Source organism: Streptomyces sp. PA03-1a, from assembly GCF_033792805.1.
GTDB lineage: Bacteria > Actinomycetota > Actinomycetes > Streptomycetales > Streptomycetaceae > Actinacidiphila.
Genome location: NZ_JARAVO010000291.1, coordinates 1 through 10,607, shown reverse-complemented (window position 1 = coordinate 10,607; position 10,607 = coordinate 1). Strand labels below are relative to the sequence as shown.

The 10,607-nt window shown below is 74.3% G+C and carries 13 protein-coding genes and 1 pseudogene; 7 read left to right on the top strand and 7 right to left on the bottom strand.

Annotated features, from left to right (window positions below; genetic code table 11):
* Positions 1-217: 217 nt before the first annotated feature.
* Positions 218-781, top strand: coding sequence for an Rv1733c family protein (locus PV341_RS39995; protein ID WP_500329559.1), 564 nt, complete (start codon positions 218-220; stop codon positions 779-781).
* A 6-nt stretch (positions 782-787) separates the two neighbouring features.
* On the opposite strand, the gene PV341_RS39990 is transcribed toward PV341_RS39995, so the two are convergent.
* Both PV341_RS39990 and PV341_RS39985 read right to left on the bottom strand, forming a co-directional pair.
* On the bottom strand, positions 788-1,003 hold the full coding sequence (locus tag PV341_RS39990; RefSeq protein ID WP_499509473.1) for a hypothetical protein: 216 nt from the start codon (positions 1,001-1,003) through the stop codon (positions 788-790).
* Positions 1,004-1,156: 153 nt separating this feature from the next.
* Positions 1,157-1,279 carry a hypothetical protein gene (locus PV341_RS39985; RefSeq protein WP_500329562.1) on the bottom strand — a complete coding sequence of 41 codons (123 nt, stop codon included), beginning with the start codon at positions 1,277-1,279 and terminating at the stop codon, positions 1,157-1,159.
* Positions 1,280-1,680: 401 nt separating this feature from the next.
* On the opposite strand from PV341_RS39985, the gene PV341_RS39980 reads away from it, so the two are divergent.
* The 3 genes from PV341_RS39980 (at position 1,681) to PV341_RS39970 (ending at position 3,238) form a co-directional block, all read left to right on the top strand.
* Positions 1,681-2,088, top strand: a complete 408-nt coding sequence (locus PV341_RS39980) for an ArsR/SmtB family transcription factor (RefSeq protein WP_500329564.1) — start codon at positions 1,681-1,683, stop codon at positions 2,086-2,088.
* Positions 2,085-2,723: an SRPBCC family protein gene (locus PV341_RS39975; RefSeq protein ID WP_500329565.1), complete on the top strand. Its 639-nt coding sequence runs from the start codon at positions 2,085-2,087 to the stop codon at positions 2,721-2,723. Before PV341_RS39980 ends, PV341_RS39975 begins: the two co-directional genes overlap by 4 nt.
* A 68-nt stretch (positions 2,724-2,791) precedes the next feature.
* On the top strand, positions 2,792-3,238 hold the full coding sequence (locus PV341_RS39970) for a winged helix-turn-helix transcriptional regulator (RefSeq protein ID WP_500329566.1): 447 nt from the start codon (positions 2,792-2,794) through the stop codon (positions 3,236-3,238).
* 125 nt (positions 3,239-3,363) lie between these two features.
* On the opposite strand, the gene PV341_RS39965 is transcribed toward PV341_RS39970, so the two are convergent.
* Positions 3,364-3,810: a nitroreductase family deazaflavin-dependent oxidoreductase gene (locus PV341_RS39965; protein WP_500360354.1), complete on the bottom strand. Its 447-nt coding sequence runs from the start codon at positions 3,808-3,810 to the stop codon at positions 3,364-3,366.
* Between the two features lie 162 nt (positions 3,811-3,972).
* Positions 3,973-4,500: pseudogene (locus tag PV341_RS39960) on the bottom strand (alpha/beta fold hydrolase); the annotation flags it as partial.
* Positions 4,501-4,736: 236 nt separating this feature from the next.
* Here PV341_RS39960 and PV341_RS39955 point away from each other — a divergent pair.
* Together PV341_RS39955 and PV341_RS39950 are read left to right on the top strand one after the other, a co-directional pair.
* Positions 4,737-5,330: a hypothetical protein gene (locus PV341_RS39955; RefSeq protein ID WP_500329568.1), complete on the top strand. Its 594-nt coding sequence runs from the start codon at positions 4,737-4,739 to the stop codon at positions 5,328-5,330.
* 117 nt (positions 5,331-5,447) lie between these two features.
* Positions 5,448-7,250, top strand: a complete 1,803-nt coding sequence (locus tag PV341_RS39950) for a S8 family serine peptidase (protein ID WP_500329570.1) — start codon at positions 5,448-5,450, stop codon at positions 7,248-7,250.
* Between the two features lie 85 nt (positions 7,251-7,335).
* Here PV341_RS39950 and PV341_RS39945 read toward each other — a convergent pair whose 3' ends face one another.
* From PV341_RS39945 to PV341_RS39935, 3 genes are all read right to left on the bottom strand, one after another.
* Positions 7,336-7,950: a class I SAM-dependent methyltransferase gene (locus tag PV341_RS39945; protein ID WP_500329572.1), complete on the bottom strand. Its 615-nt coding sequence runs from the start codon at positions 7,948-7,950 to the stop codon at positions 7,336-7,338.
* Positions 7,913-9,124, bottom strand: a complete 1,212-nt coding sequence (locus tag PV341_RS39940; RefSeq protein WP_500329574.1) for a PP2C family protein-serine/threonine phosphatase — start codon at positions 9,122-9,124, stop codon at positions 7,913-7,915. The genes PV341_RS39945 and PV341_RS39940 overlap by 38 nt, the downstream gene beginning before the upstream one ends.
* 172 nt (positions 9,125-9,296) lie before the next feature.
* Positions 9,297-9,728 (bottom strand): ATP-binding protein, encoded by a 432-nt coding sequence (locus PV341_RS39935; protein WP_500329576.1) that lies wholly within the window; start codon positions 9,726-9,728, stop codon positions 9,297-9,299.
* A 198-nt stretch (positions 9,729-9,926) separates the two neighbouring features.
* On the opposite strand from PV341_RS39935, the gene PV341_RS39930 reads away from it, so the two are divergent.
* A partial coding sequence (locus PV341_RS39930) for a YqjF family protein (protein WP_500360352.1) occupies positions 9,927-10,607 on the top strand: 681 nt, incomplete at its 3' end.

The window sequence follows — 10,607 nt, the reverse complement described above, 5'->3', positions numbered from 1 at the left end:
GGCGGTGGCGGCGGGGCGGGGCGTGGTGGTCCTGTCCCGGCCGGCACCCGCGGCGGGCCGTGCGCACCGGGTCCCCGGTCCGCGGGCTGCGTCGCCTGCGGTCGCCGACTAGTCGGCAGCCAGGGGGGCGAATTCCCGGCGGGCGGCGGCCCCGCGGGTGCAGCATGTCGGCAGTCCGGTCGAGACCGGGCCGCGCGCCTCGTCCGAGGGGGGTCCCATGTTGCTCTGCGCCTGTCCTGCCGTGCTGCCGTCCCGGTGCCGCCCGTGCGCGCACACCCTTCCGCGGCTGGCCGCCTCCGCGCTGATGGTGCTCGCCGTACTCGTCTCGGCGTGCGCGGGGTTCGCCGTGCACCGGGCGGAGCGCGCGCAGGCCCTGGCCGAACGGGGCCACCGGCACCTCGTGGAGGGCACCGCGCTGTCCTCGACGGGGCCGGTCTTCCATGAGCACGGCATGCGGTCGTTACCGCCGGTGAGCGCCGGCTGGGAGTACCCGCACGGCCGTTCGCACACCGGACGGGTCCCGGTGGGGCGGCCCGTCGAGGCGGGCGAGCCGGTACGGATCTGGGTGGACGACCGGGGCTCGCCGGCGCCGGAACCCCGCAGTACGGCCGGAGCGCGGGGCGCGGGCCTGGTGCTGGGCATCATGTGCTTCCTGCTGTGGTCGGCCGTGGCCTGGGGCGTGCACCACGCCGTGGGCGCCCTCGTGCTGCGCGGGCGGCTGAGGACGTGGGAGCGGGAGTGGGCGCGCGTCGAGCCGGTGTGGTCCGGCCGGGCGCGCTGACCGGCGTCAGCGGAAGAGCCGCAGGACCCGCAGGCCTCGGACGTGGTCCTCGCCGGGACCCGCCCTGAGTTCCTCCGGGGGTTTCCAGTCGGCGTGCAGGGCGGCCCAGAAGTCGGTCCACGCCTGGGTCTCCGTCGGCCCGCGCCCGACCGCGTCGGTTCCCGGACAGGTGACCACGTAACCGTCGCCGTCCTGCCGGATCGTCACCGCTGGCTCGACCATGGCCACCTCGCGTCCCGGTGCACCCGAATCACGTCAAGGGTCACCCGGTCGGCGCCGACGCGCAACAGCGCTCCGCGTGGGCCGTCCGGGGGACCCCGCAGCGGCCCGCCGCGCCCCCGGGCACCCGGGGCGCGGCGCTGTCCGCCGGCCCCGTCACCCCGCCAGGGCCACGCGGCGGAAGCCCTCGGCGAGGTAGCGCAGCCGCCTCACCACGTAGGCGAAGACCGGGCGGAAGGCCGGGACGGTGCTCCCCGGCCGGTAGGACGTGTCGCTCATCTCGGGCGACCCTTCTGGACGTGCACGGTGTGCGTCGGGGGTGGGTGTCAGTACGGGAGGGGCTTCCCGGACGGTGTCCGCAGGTCGATCGGAGGGCGCGACGGCGCCGGCTTCTTCGGTCGCTGGACGCGGATGCGGCGCATGGTCATCACTCCTTCGGAAACGCGGCCCGTGGTGGGCGGACCCTTCCAGTCCTACGTCGTGGGCACTGTTGCCCGCGTCAGGGAACGTCCCTGAAGCCACCCCTATGCCCGGCATGTCCCTCCTCTCATGGGGTGAGTCCCGCGCAGGGTGCGTCGTGGCTGCTCAGGGACCCGGGGGAGGAAACGGAGATTTCCCTCACAAGCGTCGATACCGGTGGCCAATCTAAGTTCTTGCTTATATAAGCAGCTGCTGCCATAGTGACGGATGTGCATGCATTCGACGTACTCGGGGATCCGGTGCGGCGCCGCATCCTGGAGCTCCTCGCCTCCGGGGAACAGCCGTCCGGTGCGATCACCGAGGTCATCAGCGGGGAGTTCGGCATCTCACAGCCCGCCGTGTCCCAGCACCTGAGGGTCCTGCGGGAGAACGGCTTCGCCGCCGTGCGCGCGGAGGGGACCCGGAGGCTCTACGCCGTCCAGGCCGCGCCGCTGCGCGAGGTCGACGCGTGGCTGGAACGCTTCCGCGGTTTCTGGGAGCAGCGGCTGGACGCGCTCGGCACCGAGCTCGCCCGGGGGCGCCGGGAGCGCCGCCCGGCACAGGAACAGCAGCGACCGGGAACGGGACAGGCCCGAGACCCCGGGAAGGAACGGGAAGACACCGCATGAACATCGTCGACGAGATCAACGCCATCCACCGCGCGACCGGCAGCCGGGAGGTCTCCGGCGAGGAGGCGCGCACGGTGCTGCTGCGCCGTACGTACGACGCCCCGGTCGAGGACGTGTGGGACGCCTGCACCACCGCGGAGCGCATCGGGCGCTGGTTCCTGCCGGTCACCGGCGATCTGCGGCTCGGCGGCCGGTACCAGCTGCAGGGCAACGCCGGCGGGGAGATCCTGCGGTGCGAGCCGCCGGAACTGCTCCGGGTCAGCTGGGTCATGGGCGGGGCGCCCGGGTTCAGCGAGGTGGAGGTGCGGCTGACCGCGGAGGACGCGGAGCGTACGGTCCTGGAACTGGAGCACACGGCCGTGGTGCCGCCCGGCATGTGGGACCGGTTCGGGCCCGGTGCGGTCGGCGTCGGCTGGGACCTGGGGCTGCTGGGGCTCGGGCTGTACCTGGCCGGCGGCGGCATCGGGCCGGAGAAGGCGGAGGAATGGCAGTTCTCCGACGAGGCCCGGGACTTCATGACCCGCAGCAGCCGGGCCTGGGGCACGGCGTACGCCGCCTCGGGGGCCCCCGAGGACACCGTGGCCGCCGCGGTCACCGCCACGACCGGCTTCTACGTCCCGGCACGGCCCGAGTAGCCCCCGCCCCCGGTGCGGTGTTTGCTCCGCCCGACCTCTCGGTTTAAAGTCGCAACCGGGAGAGGGCGATGCAGAAGAAGGACTTCAGTGACGGACCGTGCCCGGTCGCGCGGACCCTGGGCATCGTCGGCGACTGGTGGTCGCTGCTGATCGTCAGGGACGCGCTCAACGGGGTGCGCCGGTTCAACGACTTCCACCGCAGCCTGGGCTGCGCCAAGAACATCCTGAGCAGCCGCCTCACCAAGCTCGTGGAGCACGGGGTGCTGCGCACGGTGCCCGCCTCGGACGGGAGTCCGTACCGGGAGTACGAACTCACCGAGGAGGGCAAGGGTCTGCGGCTGGTGCTGCTCGCCCTGCGTCAGTGGGGCGAGGCCAACCTCTTCGAACCCGGGGAGGAGCGGACCACCCTCGTGGACCGGGCGACCGGTCGCCCGGTGGCCCCGCTGGGGATGCGCGACGCCGACGGCCGGCCGCTCGGGCCCGACGACGTCGAGTTGCGGACGCCGGCGCCCTGACGACCCGCGGGTGCCGGACCGCGACGGGGGAAACGTGGCCCGGCACCCGCACCGCGCGCCTGTCCGCGATGACGCCGTTCATGCGCACCGGGCGCGGCCCGGTGCGCATCACCCCCGCGCCGCGCTCAGAGGGGACGGGCCGCCGGCTCCAGGACGAAGACCGGGATCTCCCGGTCGGTCTTCTTCTGGTAGTCCGCGTAGTCGGGGAAAGCCTCGACGGCCCGGTCCCACCACAGCGCCTTCTCCTCGCCGGACACCTCACGCGCCGTCATGTCCTGGCGCCGGGGGCCGTCCTGGAGCTCGACCCGGGGGTCGGCGACCACGTTGTGGTACCAGACCGGGTTCTTGGGGGCGCCGCCCAGCGAGGCGACCACGGCGTACTGCCCGCCGTGCTCCACCCGCATCAGGGGGGTCTTGCGGATCTTCCCGCTCTTCGCGCCGCGGGTCGTCAGGATGACCACGGGCAGGTCCCGCATCGTGGTCCCCTCGGTGCCCCCGGAGCTCTCGTACCGCTCGACCTGCTCGCGCGCCCACGTCTGCGGGCTCGGTTCGTACTCGCCCTCCAATGGCACGGGCTCCTCCTCGGTGTCGGTGGTGCTGTCCCGCCCCATCCTCCCCCGCCCGCCGCCTCGTTGCGACGCGCACCCCACCGCGTACGCGTGCTCACCCGGCCACGTCGTGCAGCAACGGCCGCAGGAAGTGCGCGAGTTCGACCGGGTGTGTGAGGTAGGGGGCGTGCGCGCCGGGGATGCCGACCAGCTCGGTTCCCAGCCTTCCCGCCAGCCACTCGGCCAGCGCACCAGTTCCTCCGGCGCGCCCCTCGGCCCGTCCGCCGCCATGCCCCGTTCGAAGGCACGGTCGAACCGGGCGCGCACCGCGCCGGGATCCGCGCTCACCGACAGGAGCGGGGGCTCGTGGACGATGGCTGCCCGCACCGTCTCCGGGTGGCGCAGCGCGAGGTTGAGCAGGATCACCGCCCCGCTCCCGGACCCCAGGACGGCCGCCGGACCGAAGCCGAGGCCGCGGAGCAGCCCGGCGGCGTCGTCGGCCTGCTCGTCGATGGACGTCGAGGTCCATCGCGGCGGACGCGGGCTGCGCGCGTTCCCCCTGCGGTCGTAGGAGACGACGGTGAACTCGTCCGCGAGCGCCTCGGCCGTCCTGGTCCACACACCCGCGTCGCCGCCCGCCCCGGAGACGCACAGGAGGGGCGGCCCCTGGCCGCGGCGCTCGTAGTGGAGCGCGACCCCGCCGACCTCGATCATGCCCATGGGGATGGTCTTCCCGCCGCGGCGCGCCCCCGGCGTGGGCCGTCCGGGTGAGGCGGCCACGAAGAGGTCGCTGCAGCTCGGCTGCCACGCACCCTCTGGTGGCGGTATGTCACGAGAAGCGCTTTTTGCCCGGTGGTGATTTGCTGCGCATGGCGGCGGACCGGTTCTGGGAGCCCCCTCCACGGAGCCGCCGTCTCATCCCTTTCCGTCACAGCTCAAGGAGGAGCTTGATGTCGGTCTACACCCCCCAGCAGTACGGTCAGCAGCTGCAGCAGCCGCACTGGCAGCAGTCCGGTCAGCAGCAGTCGCAGCCGTGGGCAGGCCAGCAGGGCTACGGACAGCAGGGCATCGGCCAGCCGTTCATGGGTCTGCAGGGCTACGGGCAGCAGCACTTCGGCCAGCCCGGCATCGGGCAGGGCCAGCAGCAGCTGCCGCTGCTGGTGACCGAGCTGTCGCTGCGCTGTGCGGCCACCGCGGTCAACGCCGTGGTCGAGCAGGTGCGCATCGACCCGCAGATCATGATGGGCATCCAGGCGCAGGGCCAGATCCCCCCGCACGCCTGGAGCAGCGTGCTCACCGAGTGCGCCCGCCGCATCGCGCCGGTCGTGCACAGCGCGCTGAGCCAGATCGCCCAGGGCCAGTCGCCGTTCGGCCAGTACGGCCAGCAGTTCGGCCAGCAGTTCGGCCAGTTCAGCCAGTACGGCCAGTTCCCGGGCCAGTTCCAGAACGGTCAGTTCCAGAACAGCCAGTTCCAGAACGGCCAGTCCCCGTACGGGCAGTCGCCGTACGGGCAGCACGTCGGTCAGATGCCGCTCGGCATCTGAGCGGTCTCCCGGTCGGCCGGGGCGGCCCTTGCGGCTGCCCCGGCCGACCGGGCCGTCCGGCCGCGGCAGCGGCGCGGTGTGGTCCAACGCAAGGTGATCGGTGAAGGCGGAAGCGTGATGAGTGAGCAGCAGGGCAACGGCGACATGGCGAAGGGGCACGGCGGCGCCAAGGGCGGCCGCAAGCCCGGTGCCGGATCGGAAGCCGGCGGGGCGAACGGACCGGTCGCGGCACCGGGCGACACGAAACAGGGCCCCGGGCACTACATGGGGATGGCGGGGACGCACGCCGGGCACCCGGGCCGCGCGGCCTGGGGCCGGTACCTGGTGGCACCCCGGCCGGTCCCCTGGCTGACCGCGGGCGTGCCGCCCGTCGAGGCCTCGGCGCTGTTCACGCTGCTCGAGGAGGATCCGGAGGTGGAGGTGGTCGCCCAGGTGCACCCCTCCCGCTCCCGCGGCCTGGAGGCGATCGCCGAACCCCACCCGGTGTGCCCCCCGGTGGCCGTGGTGACGATGCCCCACGAGCGCGCCCGCGCGCTGGCCGCCAACCCCCAGGTGGTGGTCGAGGCCGACCAGCCGCTGGCCTACACGCCGGCCCCCGCGACGCGGCCGGCCGCCGCGGCCGTGGACCCGGCGATGGAGGTCACCCTCCAGGAGCCGCCGCGGATCACGGTGCGCGTGACGAGTCGCGGTCAGGGCGTGCCCGACGCGCAGGTGTGGGCGACGGGCACCGGCACGACGGCGTACGCCGTCACCGGCGCCGACGGCCGGGCCGAGCTCGTCCTGCCGGCCGACACCCCGGCAACCCTCCGGTCCCTGTACGTGCGACCGGCGGGCGACCACTGGCCGGTGCGCACCGGCCGCCCCTTCCCGGACGACGACACCCTGTCCGGCGCCGAGGTGGAGGTGGTGGTCCGCTCCCTGGCGGAGACCTTCGAGGGCTTCCCGGACCGGCCGCTCACCGGCTGGGGCTGGCAGGCGATGCGCCTGCACGAGATCCCCCCGACCTACCGCGGCCACGGCGTGTCGGTGGCCCTGCTGGACTCCGGCGTCGACACCGCGCACCCGGACCTGAAGGACACCGTCCGCTCCGGCGCCGACTTCACCCCCGCCGCCGACGACGCGGGCTGGCGGACGGACGCGACCGGGCACGGCACCCGCTGCGCCGGGATCGTGGCCGCCGCCGACAACCGCACCGGGGTCACCGGCATCGCGGCGGACGCCACGGTGCACGCCCTCAAGCTGTTCCCCGGCGGCCGCGTCGCCGACCTGCTGCGCGCGGTGGATCACTGCATCTCCCACGACATCGACGTCGCGCAGATCAACGTCACCTACGACCAGCCCTCGCAGCTGGCGGCGTGGAAGCTGATGGACGCGCACGCGGCGGGCATCGCCGTCATCGCCCCGGCGGGCGACACCTCCGGTGCGCTCAGCCCGCTCGCCGCCCTGCCCACCGTGCTGGCCGCGGGCGCGCTCGCGCACACCGGCACGTACCCGCCGGACAGCCCGGCGGCCGCCACCCAGCCTCCGTGGCCCGGTCCGTACCCGGCGCCCTTCACGCCCACCGGGCCCGGCGTCGACCTCACCGCACCCGGAACCGCGATCGTCACCACGGCGCTCGGCGCCACCTACACGGTCGCCGAGGGCACCGCCATCGCGGCGGCCCATCTCACCGGGCTGGCCGCGTTGCTGCTCGCCCACCACGAGCAGCTGCGGGCGACGCCGCACCCCCGCGGCGCCGCGCGCACGGACCAGCTGATGGCGCTGCTCCGCGGTGCCAGCCGGCCGCTGCCCGTCACCGAACCGCTCCGCGTCGGCGCCGGGCTGCCCGACGCCCCGACCGCGCTCGGTCTCGCCGCCCCGACGGCGACGTTCGACGCGTCCGCCGACCCCCTGGCAACGGGCTCGTCCTCCCCCAACTGAGGCGCGCCCCGCACACCGGGCGGTGGTCCGGTCCCGTCTCCCGGACCACCGCCCCTCACGCGCCGCCGGCGTCGGGGGCGGACGGTCAGGGCGCCGCGCCGGGGGTGCGGGCGACGGTCAGCGCGACCGAGCGGTCGCCGATCCGGACGACGCGGGCGACCGGGGCGTGCAGGCCCGAGGCGGCCGCCAGGTCCGCGGCGTCGCGTGCCGTCACGGGGAGCGGCAGGTCGCGTGCGACGAGCGACGCGAAGGGGCCGGAGGCCCGGAAGCCGGACGCGAGGGGGAGGCTGTACCCGACACGGCCACCAGGCCGCAGGACGCGCCGCCAGTCGGCGAGGGCCCGCCCACCGAGGAAGTGCAGGGACGACGCGCACAGGACCAGGTCGAGCGCTCGGTCGGCGCAGGGCAGCGGCACGGCGTCCGCGACCCGCCAGTCGATCGCCCCGGGGGCCGCCAGGCGCTCGGCGCGCGCCCGGCCCGCGGCGATCATGGCCGCGGAGACGTCCACGGCCAGCACCGCGGGGTCGGCGGACGAACGGGAGCGGGCGAGCGTCAGGGCCACCGCCCCGGTGCCGCAGGCCACGTCGGCGACCCTCCGGTCCACCGGCGTGGGGTCCGCCAGCTCGATCAGGGCCGCGGCGACGGCGTCGTGATGGTCGTCGTCATAGTCCGCGGCCAGCAGGTCGAACGCCTGGCTCATCGGCGTCCGCTGCCGTGTCGGCTCCAGCGGGGGTCCGTGCATTTGGTGGCGGTCCTCCCAGGGCGTCGCGCACGATCGCGACCACGGCCATGTCGTCCTGCAGCGGGGCGGAGGTGTGGGCCAGCAGGTCGTCGGTCATCTCCCGTACGAGCTGGTCGGGGCCGCGGTCGCCCCACTCCGCGACCCGGCTGATGAGCGGGTAGAACTCCCCGTCGCCGTTCCGGGCCTCGGTCACGCCGTCGGTGTAGAGCAGCAGCCGGTCGCCGGGGGCGAAGGTGAAGGTGGTGGGAGCGTAGCTGCTCCCGGTCAGTCCGCCGAGTCCCAGCGGCGGCGCCGGTTCGGGGACGTCGAGGGTGGTGACCGTGCCGTCGTGGAGGAGGATCGGCGGCAGGTGCCCGCAGCTGACCACGTGCACGTACGGCTCGTCGTCGGGGATCTCGACGACGGCGGCGGTGACGAAGCGCTCCCCGACGTCGGTTTCGCCCGGCCCGTCCCACGCCTGGGTCAGCTCCCAGCGGACGCTGCCCTCCAGCGACTCCATCAGCTCCGCCAAGGGCGCCTGCCGGTGCGCCGAGGCGCGGAACGCCCCGAGGACGGTCTCGGTGTCGCCGATGGAACCCAGTCCCTTGCCACGCACGTCGCCTATGAGCAGGCGGGTGGCCCGGGCCGTGCGGGCCACGGCGTACAGGTCGCCGCCGATGCGCTCACCGTCGCCGGCGCTGCGGTACGCCGTGGCGATGGACACCGGCCCGGCTTGGCGCGGCAGCGGGCGCAGCAGCACGCCCTGGGTCGCCTGCGACACCGCGCGCAGCTCCGCGAGCTCATGTCTGCGGCGCTCGCGCAGGGCGCTGATGAGGACGAGCAGCAAGGAGAGCAGCACCAGGGAACCGAGCTGGACGAGGACGTTCTCGGTGAGGAGCGTGTGCCGCTCGGCGCCCGCGGCGACGAGGGCGAGCACCGCCGCGAGTCCCGTCAGGGCCCCGTACACGGCTCCGGCGAAGGCGGAGGCCAGCGCGACGGGGATGACCAGCACGTGGGCGAGGTGGATGTCCTCCGGGAGGAAGTGGTCGGCGACCGGCACCGCCGTGATGATCGCGATCATCACGGCGAGGAAGACCCTGCAACCCGATCCGATGGGATCCTGCATCGCCGAGAGACGGGACCCGAGCTCCATGCGGGTGCCTCCCTTCCCGCACCCGGGCCGGGTGCGACCACGACAAGCCCTCCCTCTGCGCGATCTCAACATACGGGCTTTTCGTTTTCTTCCGGACAAAATTCTCGTACGGGAATCCATCATCCGACGTCCGGAGGTATGGGCGGAAGATCCACGGGCACTTTCCGGGGGCTCAGGCGGCCAGCAGATCCGCCCAGCGCCCGCTGCCACGGCTGCGGGTACCGACGCCGGAACCGATGCCGAGGCTGTCGACGATGGCGGCTCCACGGCCGTGCTCGCCGGGGCCGCGGCCGGCGGCCCAGGTGCCGTGCCGCGGCGCGGGCCCGCCGTCGGTGACCTCGACGCGGATGATCGCCGTGCCGTCGACCTCGCCGCGGCGCAGGCGCAGGGCGACCGGTGGCAGCGCGTGCTCCACGGCGTTGGTCACCAGTTCCGAAACGACGAGGACGGCGTCGTGGACGGCCTCCTCCGGCACCGACCAGCCGGTCAGCACGGTGCGGGCGGTGCGTCGCGCGACGGCGACGGCCACGGCGCGGTGCTCGAGCTCGCACACGTACACGTCGGTGCGGCCGGCCGATGACGAGGTGGCGTACCAGTGCGTCATGTCCATCACTCCCCACGCCGAAGGGCTGCTCCGCAGCGTCACCGGTATGGGGAAGAACCCCCTGTCCGTCCCCAACGGATGCGGGGCCCCGGCACCCGCTCACATGGTGTACCCGGCTGTGACCTCCTGAACCCCACGTGTCACAGCGGTTGCGCAGCGCCTGCCGGAGGCCCGTGGCACGTCTGCGATGCTGGTCGCGTGCCGCCCCCGCAGACCACGCCCGAACCGATCACCGCGGACCCGCCCGACGTCGCCGCCGGCCCGCTGCTCACCCAGTCGTGGCTCGACCTGGCCTTCCTCCACTGGGCGGCCGACCCCGCCGATATCGCGCCGCTCCTGCCGGCCGGCACCGTCCCCGACACGCTCGACGGCGCCACCTACGCCGGCCTCGTCGCCTTCCGCATGCACCGCGTCGGCTGGTTCCGTCTCCCGGGCGTCCCCTACCTGGGCACCTTCCCCGAGACGAACGTCCGGCTGTACTCCGTGGACGCCCACGGGCGGCGCGGTGTCGTCTTCCGGTCGCTCGACGCGTCCCGGCTGATACCGGTGGCGGTCGCGCGCGCCGCGTTCCGCCTGCCGTACCTGTGGTCGCGGATGGCGATCCGCCGCGACGGCGACACCCTCACGTACACCAGCACGCGCCGTTGGCCGGGCCCGCGCGGGGCGCACTCGCGGATCAGCGTGCGCGTCGGCGAGCCCGTCGCGGAACCCACCGAGCTCGAGCACTTCCTCACCGCGCGCTGGGGACTGCACAACACCTTCTTCGAGCGGCAGCTGTACCTGCCGAACTCCCACCCCCGCTGGCCGCTCCACCGCGCCGAACTGCTCGAGTGCGACGAGAGCCTGATCACGGCCGCGGGCCTGCCCGCCCCCGTGGGC